Origin of the sequence: Streptomyces orinoci, assembly GCF_003121295.1 — a bacterium.
GTDB lineage: Bacteria > Actinomycetota > Actinomycetes > Streptomycetales > Streptomycetaceae > Streptomyces > Streptomyces orinoci.
Genome location: NZ_PHNC01000031.1, coordinates 44787 through 67124, shown reverse-complemented (window position 1 = coordinate 67124; position 22338 = coordinate 44787). Strand labels below are relative to the sequence as shown.

Sequence of the window (22338 nt, the reverse complement as noted above, 5' to 3'; positions counted from 1 at the left end):
ACCGTCACAGTGCGAGGTTCTTGCTGCCCGCCGTGCGGAAGCGGTAGAGGACGGCCGGTGTCACCGATTGCCTTGCCATGGGCCGCCGTTGGGCCCTCTCAGCCGCGTATGGGCCCCTCGGCGCCCTCCTGGGCCAGCCGCAGCAGCCGGTGGCAGACCGGGCAGTGCCGGGTCAGGTGCCGATAGCCGGTGGCTGCCGCGAGATGGGCCCGCAACAGGGCCCGGGTCGCATGCCGGATGCCGTCCGCCGTGCTGGTGCTCTCGGTCCGGGTGGTCATCGTCATCGAGCGCAGCACCTCCCACTGAGTGGGTACCTCTGGCACGTGTCCCAGTCAAGCGCGCACACAAGAAGGCCGGACCCGGGGGAGCCGGCCTTCAACGCCCGCAACCGGGGCGGACCTGACGGGATTTGCGTGGCCTGCGCCACAGTCTAGGACCCGGGCGGCCTCGGCCGCAGGGTTCCGGAGAAAAGGAGAGAGGCCCGAACCCCCAGGGGTCCGGGCCTCTCAATCGATGCGGTCCTGACGGGATTTGAACCCGCGGCCTCCACCTTGACAGGGTGGCGAGCACTCCAAACTGCTCCACAGGACCTTGCTTGCCGCTCCGCTTCCGCGGGGCTGCGAAGCAAGACTCTACAGCAGGTCAGGGGGTGCGGTCGAACCCGATCTCCCCGGCCGCCCGCCGGCGCTCCGGCGTCAGGGGGCCAGGGCGTCGATCGCCTTGACGATCCGCTTGTCCGAGACCGGGAAGGCGGTGCCCAGCGCATGGGCGAAGTAGCTCACCCGGAGCTCCTCGATCATCCAGCGGATGTCCAGCGCCTCCTGGGGCACCGGGCGCCCCTTGGGGAACTGCTCCAGCAGCCAGGCGTGCTCGTCCTGCATCTCCTTGATCTTGGCCAGCCGGGCGGCGTCCCGCTGGGCGTTGGTGGGCAGTTGGGCCAGCCGGCGGTCCACCGCCACCAGGTAGCGCATCAGATCGGGCAGGCGCCGCACCCCGTGCTCGGTGACAAAGCCCGGCTTGATCAGCGCATCCAGCTGCTGCCGGACATCGGTGAGCGAGGGCAGCAGCACCGGGCTGGTGGTCGCCTTCAGCCGGCGCTCGCAGGCGTGCCAGGCGGCCAGCACCTCCTGGGTCTGGCGGATGGTGTCCAGCGTCACATTCACAATGTCGGTGCGCACCGCGTCGAAGAGCTTGCGGAAGCCCTCCTCGTCCCAGGCCGGGCCGCCATGCGCGGCGATCAGCCGGTCCGCCGCCCCGGCGACGCAGTCCTCGAACAGCGCCTGGATGGAGCCATGCGGATTGGCGGACAGCGCCAGCTTCTGCTGGTTGCTCAGCTTGTCCTGGGCGAACTTGGCGGGGTTGGACGGCAGATTGAGCAGGATCAGCCGGCGGGTGCCCCGCCACATGGCGGTCCGCTGCTCCGCCTCGGTGTCGAAGAGCCGTACGGCCACCGAGGCGCCCTCGTCCACCAGCGCCGGGTACGCCTTGACCGGCTGGCCGGCCCGCTTGGTCTCGAAGGTGCGGGGCAGGGTGCCGATGGTCCACCGGGTGAGGCCCGACCGCTGCTCGGGGCCCGCGGGGGCGCCGGAGGCGGACTCGGCGGCCTTTTCGAAGGCCTTGGTGATGGCCGCCTGGGTCCTGGGCTTCAGCCGCAGCCGCAGCGCCTCCAGGTCCTTGTCCTCGGCGATCTTCCGCTTGCGCTCGTCCACCACCCGGAAGGTGATCTTCAGGTGGTCGGGGATCTTGCCCAGGTCGAAGTCCTCGGGCTCCACCCGCACCCCCGTCCTGCGGTGCAGCTCCCGGGCCAGGGCGGCGGTGAGCGGCTCCTGGAGGGGCACCACGGAGTCCAGGAAGGCGGCGGCGTAGTCGGGCGCCGGTACACAGTGCCGGCGGATGGGCTTGGGCAGTGCGCGGATCAGCTCGGTGACCAGGCCCTCGCGCAGTCCGGGGATCTGCCAGTCGAAGCCCTCGGAGGTGACCTGGTTGAGCACCTGGAGCGGGATGTGCACGGTGACACCGTCCGCGTCCGCGCCCGGCTCGAACTGATAGGTGACCTTGAACTTCAGCCGGCCCTGGCGCCAGGAGTCCGGGTAGTCGGCCTTGGTGACCGCCTCCGCGTTCTCATTGATGAGCATGGAGTGCTCAAAGTTGAGCAACTCCGGCTCCTCGCGGTGCTTGTGCTTCCACCAGGAGTCGAAGTGCGCACCGGAGACCACATGTTCGGGCAGCCGCTGGTCATAGAAGTCGAACAGGGTCTCATCGTCCACCAGGATGTCCCGGCGCCGCGCCCGGTGCTCCAACTCCTCGACCTCGCCGAGGAGTTTGCGGTTGTCATGGAAGAACTGGTGATGGGTGCGCCAGTCGCCCTCCACCAGGGCATGGCGGATGAACAGCTCCCTGCTGACCTCGGGGTCGATCCGGCCGTAGTTGACCTTGCGCTGGGCGACGATGGGCACCCCATAGAGCGTCACCCGCTCATAGGCCAGCACCGCGGCCTGCTTCTGCTCCCAGTGCGGCTCGCTGTAGGTGCGCTTGACCAGGTGCTGGGCCAGCGGTTCGATCCACTCCGGCTCGATCCGGGCGTTGACCCGGGCCCACAGCCGGGAGGTCTCCACCAGCTCGGCGGACATCACCCAGCGCGGCGGCTTCTTGAACAGCGCCGAACCGGGGAAGACCGCGAACTTGGCGCTGCGGGCGCCCAGATACTCGTTCTTCTCGGTGTCCTTGAGACCAATGTGCGACAACAGGCCCGCCAGCAGCGACTGGTGGATGCGCTCGGCGGGCGCGTCCTCCTCGGCGATATGCACACCCATGGTCTTCACCACGGTGCGCAGCTGGGCGTAGATGTCCTGCCATTCGCGTATCCGCAGATAGTTGAGGAACTCCGACTTGCACATCCGCCGGAACGCGGAGGAGGACAGCGCCTTCTGCTGTTCGCGGATGTAGCGCCACAGATTGAGGAAGGCCAGGAAGTCGCTGGTCTCGTCCTTGAAGCGGGCGTGCTGCTGGTCGGCCTGCTGCTGCTTGTCGGAGGGCCGTTCGCGGGGGTCCTGGATGGAGAGCGCGGCGGCGATCACCATGACCTCGCGGACACAGCCATTGCGGTCCGCCTCCAGCACCATCCGGGCCAGCCGGGGGTCCACCGGCAGCTGGGAGAGTTTGCGGCCCAGCGGGGTGAGGCGCTTTTTCGGATCCTTCTGCCGCGGGTCGAGCGCGCCCAGCTCCTGCAGCAGATCGATGCCGTCCTTGATGTTGCGGCGGTCCGGCGGATCGATAAAGGGGAACTTCTCGATATCGCCCAGCCCGGCGGCGGTCATCTGGAGGATGACGGAGGCCAGATTGGTGCGCAGAATCTCGGCATCGGTGAATTCCGGCCGGGCCAGGAAGTCGTCCTCGGAGTACAGCCGGATGCAGATACCGTCGCTGGTCCGGCCACAGCGGCCCTTGCGCTGGTTGGCGCTGGCCTGGGAGACCGGCTCGATCGGCAGCCGCTGCACCTTGGTGCGGTGGCTGTAGCGGGAGATCCGGGCGAAGCCGGGGTCGATGACATAGCGGATGCCGGGGACGGTCAGCGAGGTCTCGGCGACATTGGTGGCCAGGACGATCCGGCGTCCGGTGTGCCGCTGGAAGACCCGGTGCTGCTCGGCATGGGAGAGCCGGGCGTACAGCGGCAGGATTTCGGTGAACCTGAGCTTCTTCTTCTCCAGCGCGTCCGCCGTGTCGCGGATCTCCCGTTCGCCGGAGAGGAAGACCAGGATGTCGCCGTCTCCCTCGCGCGCCAGCTCGTCCACCGCGTCACAGATGGCGGTGATCTGGTCGCGGTCCGGGTCCTGGGAGCCCTCCTCCAGCAGCGGCCGGTAGCGCACCTCCACCGGATAGGTACGGCCGCTGACCTCGATGATCGGGGCGTCCCCGAAGTGCCGGGAGAAGCGCTCCGGGTCGATGGTCGCCGAGGTGATGACGACCTTGAGGTCGGGGCGGCGGGGGAGCAGCTGGGCCAGGTAGCCCAGGATGAAGTCGATATTGAGGCTGCGCTCATGGGCCTCGTCGATGATGATCGTGTCGTACTGGCGCAGCTCGCGGTCGGTCTGGATCTCGGCGAGCAGGATGCCGTCGGTCATCAGCTTGATATGGGTGTCCGGGCTCACCTGGTCGGTGAAGCGGACCTTGAAGCCCACGGACTCGCCCAGCGGCGTCCGCAGCTCCTCCGCCACCCGCTCGGCGACCGTACGGGCCGCGAGCCGGCGGGGCTGGGTGTGGCCGATCAGGCCCTTCACCCCCCGGCCGAGCTCCAGGCAGATCTTGGGGATCTGGGTGGTCTTCCCGGAGCCGGTCTCGCCCGCGACGATCACCACCTGGTGATCGCGCACCGCCGCCAGGATCTCGTCCTTCTTCTGGCTGACCGGCAGCTGCTCGGGGTAGCTGATGGCCGGGACGGCCGCGCGGCGGCGCGCGAGCCGCTGCTCGGCTTGGTCGATCTCGGCCGCGATCTCGGCGAACACCGCCATGCGGGCCTCGGACTTGCGGATGCGGCGGGCGCCGTCCAGCCTGCGGCCGAGCCGCTGCGCATCACGCAGGGAGAGCTCGGTCAGGCGCGTGGCGAGATCGGCGACGGTGGGGGCAGGCTGCGTAGACATACGAGCTCCAGGATCGCACCCGGCGCTGTGGAGCGGCCAACGCATTTGGGAGCGGAATGGTGCGGTCCGGGATGCCGGACCGGCCGTAACCCGCAACATAAAACAGCGCCCCCCATCAAAGATGGGGGGCGCACCGTGGCTGGGGCCGGGGTCGAACCGGCGACCTTCCGCTTTTCAGGCGGACGCTCGTACCAACTGAGCTACCCAGCCTAGGGGTATCCCCCAGCTCGAAGAGCTTGGGGAAGCACTCTCTTGCGAGAGTGCAGCGGTCCTGACGGGATTTGAACCCGCGGCCTCCACCTTGACAGGGTGGCGAGCACTCCAAACTGCTCCACAGGACCTTGTGGTGTGCGAGAACCAGTCTCGCACAGGATCACGCGTGCCCCCAACGGGATTCGAACCCGTGCTACCGCCTTGAAAGGGCGGCGTCCTGGGCCACTAGACGATGAGGGCTGATGGCCCACCTCTGCGCTGTTCAGCGCCTCGGGGACGTGAGAAGCATATGGGATGGCGGGTGGGAACGCCAAAACGGTTTGCCGGGGCCCGCTGCGGCCCCCGGCGGGAAGCCCTCCGCTGCCGCAGAATGGCCAGCGTGCTGGAGATGACGCGCGAGGAGTTCGAGGAGCTGGTCGCCGAGGCGCTGGACCGGATCCCGCCGGAGCTGACGAGGCTGATGGACAACGTCGCGGTGTTTGTGGAGGACGAGCCGCCGGCGGACCGGCCGGGACTGCTCGGGCTCTATGAGGGGACGCCGCTGACCGAGCGCGGTGAGTGGTACGCGGGGGTGCTGCCGGACCGGATCACCATCTACCGGGGCCCCACCCTGCGCGGCTGCCGCACCCGGGAAGAGGTGGTGGAGCAGGCGGAGGTGACGGTCGTTCATGAGATCGCGCACCACTTCGGCATCGATGACGAACGGCTGGACCAACTGGGCTATGGCTGAGGTCACGCCCGGGGCCGGAGGGGACCGCGTGTCCTGCGCGGGGCGGGGCCAGTTGGGCAGGGGGCCCGTCCCCCTGTGACCTGAAGGCGGTCCCCCATGCGCGTGATCCCCGTGCACGCTGTTCCTCCCCTGCGCAGAGCGCGCTCGGCGGGCATCCGGTGCGCGGCCGTGGCCGTGGCGGCCCTGGCGCTGGGCGGGTGCATGAGCGTCAGCGACCCGGGCCGCCCCGCTCCCTCCGTCTCCGGCAAGCAGCGCGAGGCCGGGGCCGAGCCGGACGACGGGCTTCCGGTGGCCGGGGAGCGTCCCGGGCGGACGGACGCCAAGGCGGCGCACGGCGCCAGTGGCAGCCCTTCGGCCAAGGGCGCGCGCTCCGGCTCGTCCTCCGCCGCGCCGTCCGCCGAGAACTCGGACGATGCCGCACCGCCGGCCCGGCAGGGCAAGCCCGGGGGGCCCGCCAAGCCGCCGGCCAGCGCTCCGGCCCGGCCGCCCGCCTCCTCGCCGCCGCCCGCCCGGCCGCCGGTCAGCCCGCCGCCGCCCTCCTCGCCGCCTCCGCCGCCCCCGCCCGCCACCTCGCCCGCCCCGCACCCCACGCCGCAGGCCGGGCCGGTCGCCTGAGGGGTGGCCCCCGGGGTCGTGGAAACGGCGCTGAGCAGGCGGCTTGCGCTCAGGGGTGGGGGGTGCGTATGGTGGTAGATCGTTTGATCCCATTTGCCCGGCGCCTAACAGCAGCGCGCCGCGTGGCGCGTTCCTTACCTTGCCGTGGCTGACCGCATCGAGGCGGTCATTTGTGAAGCCGACACGGAGCTTGGGCGCGTGCCGAAACTCCGGAAGGTTTCGCATTTCGCATGTCTATTTCCACTGAGCAGTCCATCCTGCCCGAGGCCGTCACCGAGGCCGAGGTCACCGAGGTCACCGAGACCGTCGAGGTCACCGAGGCCGTTGAGACCGTCGAGGCCGTCGAGGAGCCGACGATCACCTTCGGTGACCTGGGCCTGGACGAGGCCGTGGTCCGCAAGCTGGCGCAGAACGGTGTCACCACTCCGTTCCCGATCCAGGCGGCCACCATCCCGGACGCCCTGGCCGGCAAGGACATCCTGGGCCGTGGCCGTACCGGCTCCGGCAAGACCCTCTCCTTCGGTCTGCCGCTGCTGTCCACCCTGGCCGGCGGCCACACCGAGAAGAAGCGCCCGCGTGGCCTGATCCTCACCCCCACCCGTGAGCTCGCCATGCAGGTGGCGGACGCCCTCCAGCCCTACGGCGATGTACTGGGCCTGAAGATGAAGGTGGTCTGCGGCGGCACCTCCATGGGCAACCAGATCCACGCCCTGGAGCGCGGGGTGGACATCCTGGTGGCCACCCCGGGCCGGCTGCGCGACATCATCGACCGTGGCGCCGCCTCGCTGGACAAGGTCCAGGTGGCCGTGCTGGACGAGGCCGACCAGATGGCCGACATGGGCTTCCTGCCCGAGGTCACCGAGATCCTGGACCAGGTGCCGGTCGGCGGCCAGCGGCTGCTGTTCTCCGCCACCCTGGAGAACGAGATCGACACCCTGGTCAAGCGCTACCTGGTCAACCCGGTCACCCATGAGGTGGACCCCTCGGCCGGTGCGGTCACCACCATGACCCACCACGTCCTGGTGGTGAAGCCCAAGGACAAGGCTCCGGTCACTGCCGCCATCGCCGCCCGCAAGGGCCGCACCATCATCTTCGTCCGCACCCAGATGGGTGCCGACCGGGTCGCCGAGCAGCTGGTGGACGCCGGGGTGCGCGCGGACGCGCTGCACGGCGGCATGACCCAGGGCGCCCGTACCCGGGTGCTGGAGGACTTCAAGCGCGGTTACGTCAACGTCCTGGTCGCCACCGATGTCGCCGCCCGCGGCATCCATGTGGACGGCATCGACCTGGTGCTCAATGTGGACCCGGCCGGTGACCACAAGGACTATCTGCACCGCTCCGGCCGTACCGCGCGGGCCGGCCAGTCCGGCACCGTGGTCTCGCTGGCGCTGCCGCACCAGCGCCGCCAGATCTTCCGGCTGATGGAGGACGCGGGCGTGGACGCCTCGCGCCACATCGTCGGCGGGGCCGGCGCCTTCGACGAGGACGTGGCCCGGATCACCGGCGCCCGCTCGCTCACCGAGGTGCAGGCCGACTCCGCGGCCAACGCCGCCAAGCAGGCCGAGCGCGAGCTGGCCGAGCTGGGCCGCCAGCTGGAGCGCGCCCAGCGCCGGGCCACCGAGCTCCGCGAGGAGGCCGACCGGCTGCTGGCCCGCGCCGCCCGGGAGCGCGGCGAGGACCCGGAGGCCGTGATCGCCGCGGCCGCCGAGGAAGCCGCCGCCGAGGCCGCCGAGCAGGAGGCCGCCGCCGCGGCGGTGCCGGCCCAGGCCGCCGCGCCCGCCCAGGAGCGCCGTGACGAGCGGGGCAACTTCGAGCGCCGGGGCGGCGGTTACCGCCGCGAGGAGCGGCGCGACGACCGTCGTGAGGACCGTCGCGAGGACCGCGGCGGTTTCCGCCGGGACGAGCGCCGTGACGACCGTGGTGGCTTCCGTCGTGAGGACCGTCCGTCCGGTGGCTTCCGCCGGGACGACCGGGACGACCGCGGTGGCTTCCGCCGGGACAACCGCGAGGACCGTGGTGGCTTCCGTCGTGAGGACCGTCCGTCCGGTGGCTTCCGCCGGGACGACCGGGACGACCGTGGCGGCTTCCGCCGGGACAACCGCGACAACCGTGACGACCGTGGTGGCTTCCGTCGTGAGGACCGTCCGTCCGGCGGCTTCCGCCGCGACGACCGGGACGACCGCGGTGGCTTCCGCCGGGACAACCGCGAGGACCGCGGTGGCTTCCGCCGTGAGGACCGCCCGTCCGGCTTCCGCCGGGACGACCGCGGCTACCGCTCCGGTGGCGGCGACCGTCCGTTCAACCGCGACCGCCGCGACGACCGTCCCTCCGGCGGCCACCGCTCCGGCGGCGACCGCCCCTACGGCCGCCGCGACGACCGTCACTTCGACAACAACCGGGCCGGTGCCTCCTTCGACCGGCGCGCCGACAAGCCGCGCTGGAAGCGCAACGGCTGACGGCCCACCACCCAGGCAGAGCCCGCACGGCGCACCCGCGCCGCGCGGGCTCTCGCGCATGGCGGGCGGCGTAAACCGCTGCGGGTCCGGCGGGCGGCCGGGCTATGCTGCGGGGGCGGGCCGTTAGCTCAATTGGCAGAGCAGTGGACTTTTAATCCATTGGTTGTGGGTTCGAGTCCCACACGGCCTACCGTTCAGCGCCCCGTCCGGCCACCGCCGGGCGGGGCGCTTGCGTGTGACTTACGACAAAGCTGTGGATGCCTTTGGCCCGTCACAGCCGCAGTGCCCGGTGGCCGAAAACGACCCGGACTTCACGCCCGGCGCGGCCAAGCGGGCCTGGCTGGTCCGGCCAATCACCTGGCGGCAGTGGACGCATTGCCAACGGCCATATCAGGGCCACCACTTGAGCACGGCCGGCTCGGATTGCCGTCGCTGACGGCTTTCCCGGGCTCCCGGAAGGACCTTATGGTTCAACCAGGATCCCGGCGCCCACCGGTGTATTGCCCCCTCTCCCGGACAGGACATTTCTCCTGCTGAGGAGAGGTTTTTTGTCTCTATCAGCGCTCTGGGCGCCCTTCATAGGGTCAGTCGCATGACGCAGACAGCCAGGCGATCCCGGACACCGCTGAGGACCGGGTCCGCGGTCAACTTCACCAATGTGACCAAGAGTTATGGCGATGTCCACGCCGTCGCGGGCCTGGACCTGGCCATCGACCGCGGCGAGACGGTCGCGCTGCTCGGCCCCAACGGCGCCGGCAAGTCCACCACCATCAATATGCTGCTGGGCCTGCTGGCCAATGACGGCGGCCGGATCGAGCTGCTGGGCCGGGAGCCGCAGGAGGCGGTGCGGGCCGGCCAGGTGGGCGCGATGCTCCAGGAGGGCGGCCTGATCCCCCGGGTCACCATCAAGGAGCTCATCGAGTTCATGCGCGGCACCTACGCCAACCCGATGCCGCTCGCCGAGATCCTGGAGATCGCCCAGCTCACCAAGCTGGCCGACCGCAAGGCGGACAAGCTCTCCGGCGGCCAGGCCCAGCGGGTGCGGTTCGCCCTGGCGCTCTGCGGAAACCCCGAACTGATCGTGCTGGACGAGCCCACCGCGGCCCTGGACATCCAGTCCCGCCGCGATCTGTGGCAGACCATGGCCGCCTACGCCGCCCGCGGCAACACCCTGCTGTTCTCCACCCATTACCTGGAGGAGGCCGACGAGTACGCCGAGCGGATCGTCGTCATCGCCCAGGGCAAGGTGCTGGCCGACGGTACCGGCGCCGAGCTGAAGAAGAGCGTCGGCGGCAAGACCGTCAGCATCGACCTCGGTGACTGGGACCCCGACGGCTTCTCCCGGATGCCCGGAGTCAGCCAGGTCGAGGTGCGCGGTGCCCGGCTCCATCTGAACACCGTGGACGCGGACGCCACCGTCACCGCCCTCGCCCAGTCCGGCGCGCTGCGGAACATCGAGGTCACCGGCGGCGGTCTCGAGGAAGCCTTCATCTCCCTGACCAGCGGCAACAACGCGAGGAGCGGTTCGTAACATGTTGCTCGGATACCTTCGGCTGGAGCTGCTCCGCACCGTCCGGGACGGCGGCTTCCTGATCATGTCCCTGGCCGCGCCGGTGATGATGTACCTGCTCACCAGCCACATGGGCGGCGACCACCCCACCCACGCGGATGATGTGCGCACCCTGGCCGGTATGGCGGGCTTCGGTGCCCTGGGCGCGGTGATGACCACCTCCGGCGGCATCGCCGAGGACAAGAAGGCCGGCTGGCTGCGGCAGCTGCGCCTGACCCCGCTCCCCACCGTGACGGTGATCATCGGCCGTGGCATCACCGCCATGTTCCTGGCGCTGCCGCCGGTGCTGGCGGTCAGCCTGCTGGCCGGGCTGGTCAACAATGTCTCGCTGAGCGCGGCCGAGTGGGGCGAGATGACGGCCCTGCTGTGGGTGGGCATCGTGCCCATCGCGATGCTGGCCCTGGGCTGCGGCTATCTGATCGAGGGCGCCAAGGCGCACTCGGTGGGCCTGATCTCCTATCTGATGCTCTCGGTGGTCGGCGGCCTGCTGATCGACACCAAGAACTTCCCGCACTGGCTGGCCAAGGTCTCCGGCTGGACCCCCATCAACCGCTACAAGCAGCTGGCCACCGACCTGGCCCTGGGCCACTCCATGAACACCGCCGCGCTGGCCATCCTGCTCGCCTGGAGCGTTGCGCTGGCCGGCCTGGCCGTCCTGGGCTACCGCAAGGGCGCCACCGCCTGAGGCCAGTGGGGGCCGGGGCCGGACCTCGACTCAGGAGGCTTGGAACACAGTGTTCCGCCGAAAGACATTGATTCAAGAGCAGTTCGAGCAGTTCGAGCAATTCGGCCTGGAAAAGGCGCCGTACATTTTCTATCCCGCGGTCGTCGTCGCCATCGGAGCCCTGTCGGACATCCTGGAAGGCCGCGACAACCCCGCATGGGCGTCCGTCACCGGCCTCCTGGTCTTCTGCGCCTGCTACCTCTTCTCGGTCTGGACGGCCTTCAGCGACCGGTGCGGACGGGTGCTGGTCCTGTTGCCCGCCTTGGCGCTCACCGTGCTCACGGTGGTCCTCTCCCTCCGCTTCGGCGAGGGGATGCTCTGGCTGTTCTCCCTGCTGGCGGTGGTCTGGAGCATCCTGGCCGGCCGACGGCTGCTGCTGCGGCCCACCCTGGCCGTGGTCCTGACGACTGTCCTGGGCGGGGTGACCGCGGCCATCGCCGGGAACGAGATGGGCGAGTCCTTCGGCATCATCTACGCCACCCAGCTGTCCGGGATCGCCGCGGCGACCATAGTGCGCCTGTTCTCCACCGTGATGGAGCTGCGCGAGGCCCAGGAGGAGCTGGCCCACTCGGCCGTCGCCGAGGAACGGCTGCGCTTCGCCCGCGACTTGCACGATCTGCTGGGCCACTCCATCTCGCTGATCGTGGTCAAGGCCGAGGCGGTGCGCCGGTTCGCCGACCTTGACCCGGAGACGGTCAGGCGGCACGCCGGTGATATCGAGTCGGTCGGCCGCACCTCACTGGAGGAGATCCGCGAGGCGGTGTCCGGCTACCGCGAGCGGTCCCTGAAGGCCGAGCTCAAGAGCGCGCAACTCGCCCTGCGGGATGCCGGGACAGCCGCCGCGATACGCCAGGACGGGCCGCCGCTGCCGGCCGACGCGGACGCGCTGCTGGGCTGGGTGGTCCGGGAAGGGGTCACCAATGTGATCCGCCACAGCGAGGCCCGCAGCTGCGAGATCGAGGTGGCGCATGGATCCGGGGCCGTGGAGTTGAAGATCAGCGACGATGGCGGCGACGCTGCCGCGGGCGCCGGGAAGATGAGGGAGAGCGGCATCCCGGGTCAAGGTCTGCTGGGGCTGGCCGAGCGGCTGTCGGCCGCCGGCGGCGCGCTGAACGCGGCCCATATGCCGGGCGGCGGCTACCGCCTGCTGGCCACGTTGCCCGTCGTCAGGAGGAGCGCAGAGAAGATGGGGACGCAGTGATCCGCGTTCTGCTGGCCGAGGACCAGGGCATGATGCGGGGCGCCATCGCCCAACTGCTGGGGCTGGAACGGGACATCGAGGTGGTGGCCCAGGTCGCCTCGGGCGCCGAGGTGCTCCAGGCGGTCCGCGCGGCCAGGCCGCAGGTGGCTGTTCTGGACATCGAAATGCCCGGCCGCACCGGTATCGAGGTTGCCGAGGAGCTGCGCCGCGAGGGCCTGATGTGCCGGGTGCTCATCGTGACCACCTTCAGCGGGCCCGGCTACTGCCGCCGCGCCCTGGACGCCGGCGCCCTGGGCTTTATGGCCAAGGACAAGCCGGTGGAGGAACTGGCCGACGCCATCCGCCGGGTGCACGCCGGCGAGCAGGTGGTGGACCCGCTGATGGCCGCCGCCGCGCTGGCCGCCGGGCCCAGCCCGCTGACCGCCCGGGAACGCGAGGTGCTGGCCGCCGCCGTGGACGGAGCGCCCGTGGTGTCCCTCGCCAGGCGTTTGCACCTCTCCGACAGCACCGTGCGCAACTACCTCTCCTCCGCCACCCGGAAGACCGGTGCGCGGAACCGTATGGAGGCCGTCAACAAAGCACGCCAGAACGGATGGTTGTAGCCGGCGGCCAAGGCTGTGAGCGTCCCCGGCCGGTTCGGCGGTGGGCCGGCAAAGAAACCGCCATCCCGTTGTCCGCTTACTGGTTCTTCTTGCGGATCACATTCCGGTAGTAGCCGATGCAGAAGAGGATCGCTCCCAGCCCCAAGCCCGCCCACAGCATGTCCGTAACTCCCTTTCTTCGTAGCGCGGTTGGCAGTTGCCATCCTCCGCCGGGCGCCGAGTGCCGGACAAGGGACATATATCCGGGTTTCGACGGTATGAATGTCGTGCCTGCCGGGCGCCTGTCCCCGTGGTGGGTGACCGGCCGGCCGAGGACTTCGCCACGGCGGACGGCATCTCCCGTGAAAAACGCGGGCGTGGACGAGATCGCCTGCCTGATCGACTTCACCGGGGAGCCCGAGCGGGTGGTGGCTGCCCTGGCCCCGCCGGCCGAGGTCCGCCGCCTGGCGGCGGCCGACCGGAGCTGACCGCCCGCAGCGGGCTATGCTGCGGGGGCGGGCCGTTAGCTCAATTGGCAGAGCAGTGGACTTTTAATCCATTGGTTGTGGGTTCGAGTCCCACACGGCCTACCCGGCCCAGGGCCCGGAACGGATCCACGCGCCGTTCCGGGCCCTGGCGCGATCCGGTGCCCCGGGGGTGCCGAGCGGCCCCGGAGGGTGTAGACGAGTCCCCGCCTCCCTGTCGATGACGGAGGACATGGCTACCGAAGGTGGGGATCATGAACGCCACGAAATCGCTCGCCCTTCCATTCGCCGCCGGCCTGGCGATGGTCGCCGTCGCCCTGGCGGCCCCGGCCTCCGCCGCCCCGGACGACGGACACCCGGTGACGGCCGTACGGGATGTCAGGCTCACCAACGCCGACAACGGCCGGACCGTCGAGGTCCGGCCCGGCGACACGGTACGGGTCTCGCTCACCGGCTCCCGGACCGCCGGCGCCACCTGGGCCTGGTCCATCCCGGTCAGTGAGAGCCCCCAGGTGCTCACCCGGACCATAGGCGAGAACACCGCCAGCGGTGACGCCATGGGCTACTTCCGGGTCAACACCGCGGGCTCCGCCCGGATCCAGTCGGTCAAGAAGTGTGTGGCCGACCCGGGCCACCTCTGCCCGCACCTCGCCGTGCTCTGGCGGGTCACGGTGGTGGTCAGGTGACCCCGGTCTCCTGACGCCAGCGCAGCCCGCGCACCGCCGGCTCCCGGGAGAGCTGCCCCACCAGCTCCTCCAGGGGCCAGGCGCCGGGCCCGTCCACGGCCAGGGTGACGCGGATCAGCACGGTGCCGTCGGGCTGCGGATGGCGGTCGAAAGCCAGCAGATGGGCACCGGTCGAGGTCAGGGTGAGGATGCACAGCGCCCGCACCTTGGCCTCGGCCTCGGCGGCGCACTGGGCATGCAGGGTGACGGGCACCGGCGGCGGGCCCTGCCGGGCGGCCCGGACGCGGGTCAGCGGGACAAAGCGCATCAGGCCGCCGCCGCCCGGGACGGGTCATAGGCATAGCCGACCTTCCGTACGGTGCGGATGACCTCGCGCAGCCGCGGCCCCAACTTGCCGCGCAGCCGCGCGATATGGACATCCACGGTACGGCCGCCCGCGGTGCTGACGCCGTGCACGGCGGTCAGCAGCTGGTGCCTGCTGTGCACCTGGAGCGGGCGGGCGGCCAGCCGGGCGAGGATCTCGAACTCGGCATAGGTAAGCTCCAGTTCGCGCCCTTCGGCGGTCACCGAACGGCGGCCGTGGTCAATGAGGATGTCGTGGCGGGTGCAGTGCGTGTCCTGGTGGTACAGGGTCATGAGTAACTCCGTCAATGTCCTGAGAAGGAAACGGCGTTGTTCAGAGCTCTCGGTGCCACGAAGCCGCCAGCCGGCGTCGGCCGTCGTCGTCGATGACCGGCCGCCAGTGGGCCCGGGGACGGGCGGTGGTGTGCAGCACCGGGCTGTCCACGGCACCGTCCGCAACCCGCGCGGCGATCCGGCGCGCCCGGCCGAACAGCGCGGACAGCGGCCGGTGCGGGCGGGCGGGGGCGTGACGCAGCGGGTGGTGGTGCAGGGTGAAGACGGACATGCGGAATCACCTCCGGTCGGAAGCGGGAGAAATGGGCGCGGGGCGCCCGGGTCATACGGCTCCGCGGATGGGGGCCGGGCCGTCAGTGAGGGCGCGGCGCGGGCGAGGCCGCCTCGGCGATGCGCTGCGCGGCGGCCAGCGGCAGCGCGGTGAACTGGGCGAGCCAGTGGGGGCGATGGCCCTGTCCGGCCAGGACATAGGCGAGGTGAACACGCCGGTCGTACACCGCACCGGACGCGGCAGCGGGGCAGCTCTGCGGATCGTGCAGCAGGTAGGCCCGCTCGGGGCCTTCATACAACGCGAGCCGCACACAGGGGCACTTGTGCGTCATGCCTCCTCCTTCCACTCCGGGCGCCCCCTCAGGGGCGCGAGGAACTGCGCGACCAGCCCCCCCACGGCCGGCAGCCGACCAACTAAGTCCACCGCCAGCCGCCCAATCACCGCCGGGTACGGCCCTCAGGGGCGCGGGGCAGTTGCACCTTGCGGCTCCGCCGCGCGGGCGCGAGCAACCACCCACAACCAGCAGCCGACCACCCAGGGCCCCCGGCAGCGCGGGGGAACCCCCACGCCGCCCCCAAAGCAACCTCACCCCTGAGCGAGCTGCACCACGTGGATCACCACCAGAACCATGGCGACCACCAGGTACCCCCGCAGCGCCCCCATCCCCACCTTCCGCCCGGTGGACATCACCGGCGCGGGCAGCTCCTCCAGCGGCGGCATCCGCCAGTTCTCCTTGCCCGTACGGTCCACCGGAGCCGCCGGCGCCCAGCCCTTGCGGCGGCGGCGTACCTCGGCGTAGCCGATGGCCAGGATGCCGGCGACACCGCAAATGGCCATGATGTCCAGAATCGCGCCGGAGGTGATGTCCGGGAACGTCACCGAGGCGGTCAGGATGATGGACAGCATCACCAGCACACCCACCACCGCCGAGGTGAACGCGTTGGTCCAGCGGCCGTTGACCCAAGGCCCCAGCACCGCCTTGTCGTTGCACAGCAGCAGCAGGAACACCGTGGCGGACGGCAGCAGCACTCCGGCCAGGGTCTGCACCCCGGTGGTGATCAGCCCCAGCGGCGAACCCGGAATGATCACGATCACGGCGGCCAGCAGAATCACGCCCGCGAAGATCGCGTAGAACCCCTTCGCCCCGCTCACCCCACGGTGCAGGGAGTGCTTCAGGCCCAGTACGTCCCCCAGCGCATAGGCCGTGGAGAGCGAGACCGCCGAGGCGCCGATGATGGAGGCGTCCAGCAGCGCGATGGCGAACAGCACTCCCGCCAGCTTGCCCGCGTGGGCCTCAAGTCCCCGCGCGATGCCCGCCGCGTCATCGAAGTTGCCGAACTCCTTGGTGCCCGCGAAGGTCGCGGCGGTGAAGCCGATCATCGCGGCGGCGCCCAGCACCACGATCACGATGCCGATCCACAGGTCGGCCTTCTCGTACTTCATAAAGCGCGGGGTGATGCGCTTGTCGATGACATAGGACTGCTGGAAGAACAGCTGCCAGGGCGCCACCGTGGTCCCCACGATCGCGATGATCAGCAGCATCACATCCGACAGCTTGGAGTCGTGCGGCATGCCGGGCACCACGAAGTCATGGACCATCGTCCCGGTGCTCGGGTGGATCATGAAGTAGATGGGGATCAGCAGCAGCGACCCCACACACAGCAGGATCGCCGTGCGCTCAAACCGCCGGAACGAGCCGGTGGTTGCGGCCGCGATCACCACCGCCGCGGCCACCAGCACACTCAGTGTCTTGGGCAGCCCCAGATAGCCCACCGCCAGCGTGACACCGATGAACTCGGTAACGATCGTCAGGGCGTTGAGCAGAAACAGGTCGATGACGGAGAACGCGCCCCAGAACTTGCCGAAGCGCTCCAGGATCAGCCGGGCGTGCCCGACGCCGGTGACGGCGCCCAGCCGCAGCACCATCTCCTGGTTGACATAGAGGACGGGCACCAGCAGCAGCAGCGTCCACAGCAGGCTGGTGCCGTAGTTCTGGCCGGCGTTGCCATAGGTGTCGAAGGCGCCCGCGTCATTGTCGCCGACCATCACGATCAGGCCGGGGCCGACTATCGCCAGCAGGGTCTTGAGCTTGGCGGACAGTCCCTTGCGGGGAGCGGTGTCGTCGAGCTTGATGGTGCCGAGCGCGCCCCGGATGTCGCCGAGGTGGGCTTCGTCGAGAACCGCGGCGCGCGGCGCCCGAGCGGTCTCAGGGGTGGTGATGGTGTCGGTCATGACAGCCTCCCGGGTCCCCCATGGGGGAAGTTGCGGGCACGCAGCAGCGATCCTCCCTGCGTGCGCGCAGCACAAGCGCCCGGGGCGGCCAAGGCCGCACGGGTGGCAACTGGTGAAGGACGCGCAGGAAAGGTTGTTACCGCGTACCGGAGGTCAACGAGGACATACGGATACGGGGCCGACTGTGGCCCGGACTACTGCAACTGCCATCCATGTCTCTCGCCTCCTCCCGGCCGGGGCGCACGCGGGCGCCGGACGACACGGCAAGGAGCGGACCGGTCCGCAGACGACCGGCTCACCCCAACTCGTCAGAGCTTTGGCACTGCACGGCGTAATCCCCTTGCCGGGGAAGCCACTTGGGGTCACCCCTTGGGCCGGGGAGACCTGTCCTGACCCTGGGCGTCTCTCGACGTCGTGGGGTCAGTGGCCTGTGTCCGTGCAGACGCCTCACCGAACGAGGTGCCTCCTGCATTTCACAACAGGAGCAGCATAGACCCTTATTTGCACGAAGGTGCAACTACTTGACTCAACCTTGACGCTCTGCTCCGCGTCCGCCGCTCCGGCCGACTCCACGGACCCTTCCGGCCAGTTGCCGGAAACCCCGCCCCCGCTTGGTGTTCGCGCCGCTACGGTAAGTGCGCGGGGAGGGTGCGGCGAAGGCGGGGAGGTCGAGAGGCATGGAGCAGATGCGGATGGGTGGGGGCGAGGTGGGCGACCCGACGCCCGCCGCACAGGTCGCGGAGCTGATGAAACGGGCCCAGAACGGCTTCGAGATCGACGAGCCGGTGCTCGCCCGGCTGCGTACGGCGCTGATGCACCAGACCGAACTGCGCTCGTACCGCCAGCGCAACGACTGCCCACGGCCGCTGCGCTGCAATACCTACCGGCATATCTTCCTGCTCGCCGACGGCAGCAGCCTGCTGCTGTACGAGCTGGAGCACGACACCGGCCCCGCCGACCACAACTACGAGCTCTATACGGACGAGGACGCGCTGGACGAGGCCGAGCAGCGGGTCCACCAGCGTATCGGCGGCGGCATCGGCCCCGGCAGCGAGGACGAGGAGCTGCCCGCCTGGCTGGCCGAGGAGCTGCTGCTGGCCATGGGGCCCACCCGGCCGCGCCGGGAGTATGTCTCGGAGGCCTCCCCGGACCACGCCCGGCGGCTGCTGCGCCGGGCGGAGAACACCGACGGTCCCGGAGAGGTGATCGGCGAGATCCTCAGCGGCGCACTGGGCCACCACATCGCGCTGATCACCAAGCCCCGGCGGCGCGGACCCGGCCGGGATGCCACCTGGTGCCGCTTCTATGAGCACGCCTTCCTGCTGGAGGGCGGCGGCGAGGTCAGCCTCTGGGAGCTGGAGCACAATATGACCGCCGATGGGCGGCTGGTGTGCGAGGTCTATCTGGACGAGGCGGAGGCCGAGGTGGCGGCGGACCGGCACGCCCGGGCGCTGGGTGTGGAGTTATAGCCGGCCAGTGCATTGACCGAGGTGTGACGCAGGTCACTGAGCTGTCGGGCCGGCGGGGCTTACGGGAGCCCGTCGGCCCGTGCTACGGTCGATGAAAGTTGCAGTTGTGGTACCCATGAACTCGTGTGCGCCTCGGTTATGTAGCCGAAGGCGCATTTTTGTTTTAGCCGGTCTGTTCCGGTCCTGGGGCCCATCCCAATAAGGAGATAGACATGGCTACTGGCACCGTGAAGTGGTTCAACTCGGAAAAGGGCTTCGGCTTCATCGAGCAGGACGGCGGCGGCCCCGACGTCTTCGCCCACTACTCGAACATCGCCTCCAGCGGCTTCCGTGAGCTGCTCGAGGGCCAGAAGGTTTCCTTCGACGTCACCCAGGGCCAGAAGGGCCTGCAGGCGGAGAACATCGTCACCATCTGACGAACTCCGTCCGACGACGCTCAATGGGGCGCGCACCAGCGGTGCGCGCCCCATTGTCGCCCCCGCTCTCGCCCCCCGCACTGCGCGCCCAGGCCCACACCGGATCGTCGGAGCCTCCTTCTCGGGCGTGCCACCCCTTGAGGGAAGGTCCCCGAATGACTCGCTCCACCGGTTCCGCCCGTTCCGCCGGTTCCACCGCCGGTGCGTCCACCGGTTCGTCCACTGCTTCCGCCGCCGGTTCCGGCAGGCCCGCCCGTTCTCCGCGCCCCCCGCGCGCCCCGCGTCCGGCCCGTACCCGTGACGGCCAGGCGCCCGCCCGTAATCGCGACGCCCAGGCCCCGGCCCGTAGCCGTGACGGCCAGGCGTCCGCCCGCCGACGGCCCGCACCCGTGCAGGGCGACTTCGAGACGCCCGTCACCAGCACCCCCGCCCTGCCGCCGGTGGCCTCCTTCGCCGAGCTGGATCTGCCGCAGGCGCTGCTGGCCACCCTGACCCGGGAGGGCGTCACCGAGCCCTTCCCCATCCAGGCCGCCACCCTGCCCAACTCGCTGACCGGCCGGGACGTCCTGGGCCGGGGCCGTACCGGGTCCGGCAAGACGCTGGCCTTCGGCCTGGCGCTGCTGGCCCGTACCGCCGGCCGACGTGCCGAACCCCGGCGGCCGCTGGCCCTGGTCCTGGTGCCCACCCGGGAGCTGGCCCAGCAGGTCACCGACTCGCTCAGCGCCTATGCCACCGCCGTCAATCTGCGGATGACGACCGTGGTCGGCGGCATGTCCATCGGCCGCCAGGCCAATGCGCTGGCGCGCGGCGCCGAGGTGCTGGTGGCGACGCCCGGCCGGCTGGCCGACCTCATCCAGCGCGGTGACTGCGCGCTCGGCGATGTGGCCGTCACTGTCCTCGACGAGGCCGACCAGATGGCCGACATGGGCTTTCTGCCGCAGGTCACCAAGCTGCTGGACCAGGTCGCCCCGGGCGGCCAGCGGATGCTGTTCTCCGCCACCCTGGACCGCAATGTGGACCGGCTGGTGCGCCGCTTCCTCTCCGACCCGGTGACCCACTCCGTGGACGCCTCGGTCGGCGCGGTGGTCACCATGGACCACCACCTGCTGCACCTGATGGACGACAGCTCCAAGAAGGAGGTGGTCACCCGGATCGCCGCCCGCGAGGGCCGGGTGATCATGTTCGTGGACACCAAGCGGGGCGCCGACCGGCTGGTCAAGCGGCTGCTGTCGCAGGGCGTACGGGCCGCCGCGCTGCATGGCGGCAAGAGCCAGCCGCAGCGCAACCGCACCCTGGAGCAGTTCCGCACCGAGCAGGTGACCGCGCTGATCGCCACCAATGTGGCGGCGCGCGGCATCCACATCGACGGCCTGGACCTGGTCGTCAACATCGATCCGCCGATGGACCACAAGGACTATCTGCACCGGGGCGGGCGTACCGCCCGGGCCGGGGAGTCCGGCACGGTGGTCACCCTGGTCCTCCCCGAGCAGCGGCGGGAGATGAACCGGCTGATGGCCACCGCGAAGATCACCCCCAAGGTGGCCCGGGTGCGCCCGCAGGACGAGGTCCTCACGGACATCACCGGTGCCCGGGAGCCCAGTGGGGTGCCGGTGGTCATCGCACCTCCGTCGAGCCCGGCTTCGGCCAATCCCTCCGGTTCGTCCGGTTCGTCCGCCAAGTCCCGTACCGGGGGCCGCCGTTCCGGTGGACGGGCCTCCACGCGGCCCCGTCGGCGGCCGACGGCCTGAGGTACCGGAAGGGCGCCGGCCCTGGGGGCGGCGCCCTGACGCGACCCGGAGCGGAATGGTTCCAAGCAATTGCCAAGTCCCCGGCAGATTCACGCTTTCGGCTTGGAAACCACCCTCCGCGTCTATTAACGTTCGATAACGCAGTGCGGTCCTCAACCGCCGTAAGAGGCGGCCCGCACCGTGTTTGTCGCTTCGCCGAATCCCGTGAGGAACCGGGGAACCACCAACCCTTGGGGTGCATCGGACCGTTCCGGCGGCCCGTAGGAGACCTTCCTGCTCCGAACCCGTCAGCTAACCCGGTAGGCGAGAGGGAAGGAAAGGAGTACGCCCCCGTGGCGTCCAACAGCCCTGTCACCGAAGGCAGTTCGTCCGAACCGGCCGCCTGGGGGGAGGGTCCGGCGGAAGCCGACGGCCCGGCTTCCCGGGGCAGACACCGGGTGCCGAAGCAGCGCGGTGGCACCATGGTCCGCGGTGGCGCGGTGCTGGGCGTCGGAGTGATCGCGGCGGTGGGCGCCGGCGGGGTGGCCGATGCCCAGGAGCGCCCCACGGCGGCGATATCCGTCCCGGACGTGCCCGAGAACGCACTCGAGGCCGCGCCCGCGACGGCGCCCGCGCCTGAGACCGCACCCGTGACCGCGCCTGAGATCGCACCCGAGGCCAAGGCAGCGGCGGACCTGACCGAAACCGCCCCCGCCGCCTCCCTCACCCCCGAGGACGCCGCCCGCGCCGCCCAGGACGCCCGGGACGCCGGCGAAGCGCTGCGCGCCCGCATCCTTCAGCAGGTCGGCTTCCAGCAGGCCGCCTCCGACGACAGCACCGGGCCCGAGGCCCAGGAACGGGCCGCGGCGGACGCCGAGCGGATGGCCGCCGCCGGAATCGCGGCGCAGAAGGCGGAGCAGGCCGCCAAGTCCGCCCAGGAGGCGGCCCAGGCGGTCCGGCAGCCGGGCCACCCGGAGGCCGGACGCCCCGGGACCCAGCCGGCCCCGGCCACGGACACCGCCCAAGGCCCCGACGCCGCGCATGCGGCCCATGCTGCTGGTGCCGACGCCGCCCCCGCCGCCGGTGCCACGCACGCCGCCGACGCCGCCCAGGCCGCGGAGGCCGCCGCGAACGCGGCCCACCCCGCCCCGCACCACTCCACCAAGCACCAGCACCACTCCACCAAGCACCATGCCCCGCAGGGGAGTTCGCACCACCACGCCCGCTATATCCTCCCGCTGACCTCCTACCGCCTCACCGCCGGCTTTGGGCAGTCCGGCCACCACTGGGCGCACCACCACACCGGCCAGGACTTCGCCGCCCCGACCGGCAGCCCGGTCCGGGCCGTCAGCGGCGGCACCGTCATCCACGCCGGCTGGGCCGGCGCGTACGGCTACCGCATAGTGCTGCGCCTGCACGACGGCACCGAGCTGTGGTTCTGCCATCTGTCGTCCATGGTGGTCACCTCCGGCAAGGTGGCCACCGGCACCGTGATCGGCAGGGTCGGTGCCACCGGCAACGCCACCGGCCCGCATCTGCATCTGGAGGTCCGGCCGGCCGGCGGTCACCCGGTGGACCCACTGCCCTGGCTCCGCGCGCACGGGCTGCATCCGTAGCAAGGGCGTCCCATAAGGGGCGCGGGGCGCCTCTTTATGCGGCTCCGCCGCGTGGGCGGGACCAGCCCAAGAC

General features: G+C 70.6%; 20 protein-coding genes, 6 tRNA genes and 2 riboswitches. Of the genes, 15 read left to right on the top strand and 11 right to left on the bottom strand.

Going from position 1 to position 22338, the window contains the following annotated elements; genetic code table 11:
* Positions 1-98: 98 nt before the first annotated feature.
* The 6 genes from CV755_RS22260 to CV755_RS22235 all read right to left on the bottom strand — a co-directional run bounded on the left by CV755_RS22260 (position 99) and on the right by CV755_RS22235 (position 5090).
* Positions 99-323 carry a DUF6274 family protein gene (locus tag CV755_RS22260; RefSeq protein WP_241561353.1) on the bottom strand — a complete coding sequence of 75 codons (225 nt, stop codon included), beginning with the start codon at positions 321-323 and terminating at the stop codon, positions 99-101.
* Between the two features lie 193 nt (positions 324-516).
* Positions 517-591: transfer RNA gene (locus tag CV755_RS22255), tRNA-Asp, on the bottom strand.
* 104 nt (positions 592-695) lie between these two features.
* Positions 696-4637, bottom strand: coding sequence for an ATP-dependent RNA helicase HrpA (hrpA, locus tag CV755_RS22250; protein WP_109282074.1), 3942 nt, complete (start codon positions 4635-4637; stop codon positions 696-698).
* A 136-nt stretch (positions 4638-4773) separates the two neighbouring features.
* Positions 4774-4847: transfer RNA gene (locus tag CV755_RS22245), tRNA-Phe, on the bottom strand.
* Positions 4848-4903: 56 nt separating this feature from the next.
* Positions 4904-4978, bottom strand: a tRNA-Asp gene (locus tag CV755_RS22240).
* Between the two features lie 39 nt (positions 4979-5017).
* Positions 5018-5090, bottom strand: a tRNA-Glu gene (locus tag CV755_RS22235).
* Between the two features lie 139 nt (positions 5091-5229).
* On the opposite strand from CV755_RS22235, the gene CV755_RS22230 reads away from it, so the two are divergent.
* From CV755_RS22230 to CV755_RS22185, 11 genes are all read left to right on the top strand, one after another.
* The gene (locus CV755_RS22230) at positions 5230-5580 is read left to right on the top strand and encodes a metallopeptidase family protein (protein WP_109283447.1); all 351 of its coding nucleotides are present in this window, start codon (positions 5230-5232) and stop codon (positions 5578-5580) included.
* 96 nt (positions 5581-5676) lie between these two features.
* Positions 5677-6195 carry a hypothetical protein gene (locus CV755_RS22225; RefSeq protein WP_153068736.1) on the top strand — a complete coding sequence of 173 codons (519 nt, stop codon included), beginning with the start codon at positions 5677-5679 and terminating at the stop codon, positions 6193-6195.
* Positions 6196-6425: 230 nt separating this feature from the next.
* A complete protein-coding gene (locus CV755_RS22220) occupies positions 6426-8651 on the top strand; it encodes a DEAD/DEAH box helicase (RefSeq protein WP_109282072.1) in 2226 nt (741 codons plus the stop codon).
* A 117-nt stretch (positions 8652-8768) separates the two neighbouring features.
* Positions 8769-8841 (top strand) — tRNA-Lys (locus tag CV755_RS22215).
* Between the two features lie 402 nt (positions 8842-9243).
* Complete coding sequence (locus CV755_RS22210) at positions 9244-10182, top strand: ABC transporter ATP-binding protein (protein WP_109282071.1); 939 nt, start codon at positions 9244-9246, stop codon at positions 10180-10182.
* 1 nt (position 10183) lies between these two features.
* Positions 10184-10906: an ABC transporter permease gene (locus CV755_RS22205; RefSeq protein ID WP_109282070.1), complete on the top strand. Its 723-nt coding sequence runs from the start codon at positions 10184-10186 to the stop codon at positions 10904-10906.
* Positions 10907-10955: 49 nt separating this feature from the next.
* Positions 10956-12146: a sensor histidine kinase gene (locus CV755_RS22200; RefSeq protein ID WP_153068735.1), complete on the top strand. Its 1191-nt coding sequence runs from the start codon at positions 10956-10958 to the stop codon at positions 12144-12146.
* The gene (locus CV755_RS22195) at positions 12143-12748 is read left to right on the top strand and encodes a response regulator (RefSeq protein WP_109282068.1); all 606 of its coding nucleotides are present in this window, start codon (positions 12143-12145) and stop codon (positions 12746-12748) included. The genes CV755_RS22200 and CV755_RS22195 overlap by 4 nt, the downstream gene beginning before the upstream one ends.
* A 341-nt stretch (positions 12749-13089) precedes the next feature.
* Complete coding sequence (locus CV755_RS36775) at positions 13090-13215, top strand: hypothetical protein (RefSeq protein ID WP_277751848.1); 126 nt, start codon at positions 13090-13092, stop codon at positions 13213-13215.
* Positions 13216-13244: 29 nt separating this feature from the next.
* Positions 13245-13317 (top strand) — tRNA-Lys (locus CV755_RS22190).
* A gap of 149 nt (positions 13318-13466) precedes the next feature.
* A complete protein-coding gene (locus CV755_RS22185) occupies positions 13467-13898 on the top strand; it encodes a hypothetical protein (RefSeq protein WP_109282067.1) in 432 nt (143 codons plus the stop codon).
* On the opposite strand, the gene CV755_RS22180 is transcribed toward CV755_RS22185, so the two are convergent.
* The 5 genes from CV755_RS22180 to CV755_RS22160 form a co-directional block, all read right to left on the bottom strand.
* Entirely contained in the window at positions 13891-14205 is a 315-nt protein-coding gene (locus CV755_RS22180; protein WP_109282066.1) for a hypothetical protein, read from the bottom strand. The genes CV755_RS22185 and CV755_RS22180 overlap by 8 nt on opposite strands.
* Positions 14205-14534: a winged helix-turn-helix domain-containing protein gene (locus tag CV755_RS22175; protein WP_109282065.1), complete on the bottom strand. Its 330-nt coding sequence runs from the start codon at positions 14532-14534 to the stop codon at positions 14205-14207. Before CV755_RS22175 ends, CV755_RS22180 begins: the two co-directional genes overlap by 1 nt.
* A 40-nt stretch (positions 14535-14574) precedes the next feature.
* A complete protein-coding gene (locus CV755_RS22170; RefSeq protein WP_109282064.1) occupies positions 14575-14805 on the bottom strand; it encodes a hypothetical protein in 231 nt (76 codons plus the stop codon).
* An 82-nt stretch (positions 14806-14887) separates the two neighbouring features.
* Positions 14888-15136: a hypothetical protein gene (locus tag CV755_RS22165; RefSeq protein WP_109282063.1), complete on the bottom strand. Its 249-nt coding sequence runs from the start codon at positions 15134-15136 to the stop codon at positions 14888-14890.
* A 254-nt stretch (positions 15137-15390) separates the two neighbouring features.
* Positions 15391-17037 (bottom strand): NRAMP family divalent metal transporter, encoded by a 1647-nt coding sequence (locus CV755_RS22160; RefSeq protein WP_109282062.1) that lies wholly within the window; start codon positions 17035-17037, stop codon positions 15391-15393.
* A 292-nt stretch (positions 17038-17329) separates the two neighbouring features.
* Positions 17330-17503: riboswitch (M-box (ykoK) riboswitch) on the bottom strand.
* 211 nt (positions 17504-17714) lie between these two features.
* On the opposite strand from CV755_RS22160, the gene CV755_RS22155 reads away from it, so the two are divergent.
* From CV755_RS22155 to CV755_RS36770, 4 genes are all read left to right on the top strand, one after another.
* A complete protein-coding gene (locus CV755_RS22155) occupies positions 17715-18506 on the top strand; it encodes a DUF6227 family protein (RefSeq protein WP_109282061.1) in 792 nt (263 codons plus the stop codon).
* Positions 18507-18718: 212 nt separating this feature from the next.
* Entirely contained in the window at positions 18719-18922 is a 204-nt protein-coding gene (locus tag CV755_RS22150) for a cold-shock protein (RefSeq protein WP_109282060.1), read from the top strand.
* 155 nt (positions 18923-19077) lie between these two features.
* Positions 19078-20670, top strand: coding sequence for a DEAD/DEAH box helicase (locus tag CV755_RS22145; protein WP_206608444.1), 1593 nt, complete (start codon positions 19078-19080; stop codon positions 20668-20670).
* 183 nt (positions 20671-20853) lie between these two features.
* Positions 20854-20991: riboswitch (cyclic di-AMP (ydaO/yuaA leader) on the top strand.
* 11 nt (positions 20992-21002) lie between these two features.
* On the top strand, positions 21003-22265 hold the full coding sequence (locus CV755_RS36770) for a M23 family metallopeptidase (protein ID WP_277751845.1): 1263 nt from the start codon (positions 21003-21005) through the stop codon (positions 22263-22265).
* Positions 22266-22338 lie beyond the last annotated feature (73 nt).

What these genes read in the sequence shown, in the direction of transcription:
- CV755_RS22225 (WP_153068736.1), top strand. Translation starts at nt 5,677, where the DNA reads ATGCGCGTGATCCCCGTGCACGCTGTTCCTCCCCTGCGCAGAGCGCGC.
- CV755_RS22160 (WP_109282062.1), bottom strand. Translation starts at nt 17,037, where the DNA reads ATGACCGACACCATCACCACCCCTGAGACCGCTCGGGCGCCGCGCGCC.
- CV755_RS22185 (WP_109282067.1), top strand. Translation starts at nt 13,467, where the DNA reads ATGAACGCCACGAAATCGCTCGCCCTTCCATTCGCCGCCGGCCTGGCG.
- CV755_RS22155 (WP_109282061.1), top strand. Translation starts at nt 17,715, where the DNA reads ATGGAGCAGATGCGGATGGGTGGGGGCGAGGTGGGCGACCCGACGCCC.
- CV755_RS22145 (WP_206608444.1), top strand. Translation starts at nt 19,078, where the DNA reads ATGACTCGCTCCACCGGTTCCGCCCGTTCCGCCGGTTCCACCGCCGGT.
- CV755_RS22180 (WP_109282066.1), bottom strand. Translation starts at nt 14,205, where the DNA reads ATGCGCTTTGTCCCGCTGACCCGCGTCCGGGCCGCCCGGCAGGGCCCG.
- CV755_RS22175 (WP_109282065.1), bottom strand. Translation starts at nt 14,534, where the DNA reads ATGACCCTGTACCACCAGGACACGCACTGCACCCGCCACGACATCCTC.
- CV755_RS22150 (WP_109282060.1), top strand. Translation starts at nt 18,719, where the DNA reads ATGGCTACTGGCACCGTGAAGTGGTTCAACTCGGAAAAGGGCTTCGGC.
- hrpA (WP_109282074.1), bottom strand. Translation starts at nt 4,637, where the DNA reads ATGTCTACGCAGCCTGCCCCCACCGTCGCCGATCTCGCCACGCGCCTG.
- CV755_RS22220 (WP_109282072.1), top strand. Translation starts at nt 6,426, where the DNA reads ATGTCTATTTCCACTGAGCAGTCCATCCTGCCCGAGGCCGTCACCGAG.
- CV755_RS22165 (WP_109282063.1), bottom strand. Translation starts at nt 15,136, where the DNA reads ATGACGCACAAGTGCCCCTGTGTGCGGCTCGCGTTGTATGAAGGCCCC.
- CV755_RS22170 (WP_109282064.1), bottom strand. Translation starts at nt 14,805, where the DNA reads ATGTCCGTCTTCACCCTGCACCACCACCCGCTGCGTCACGCCCCCGCC.
- CV755_RS22210 (WP_109282071.1), top strand. Translation starts at nt 9,244, where the DNA reads ATGACGCAGACAGCCAGGCGATCCCGGACACCGCTGAGGACCGGGTCC.
- CV755_RS22205 (WP_109282070.1), top strand. Translation starts at nt 10,184, where the DNA reads ATGTTGCTCGGATACCTTCGGCTGGAGCTGCTCCGCACCGTCCGGGAC.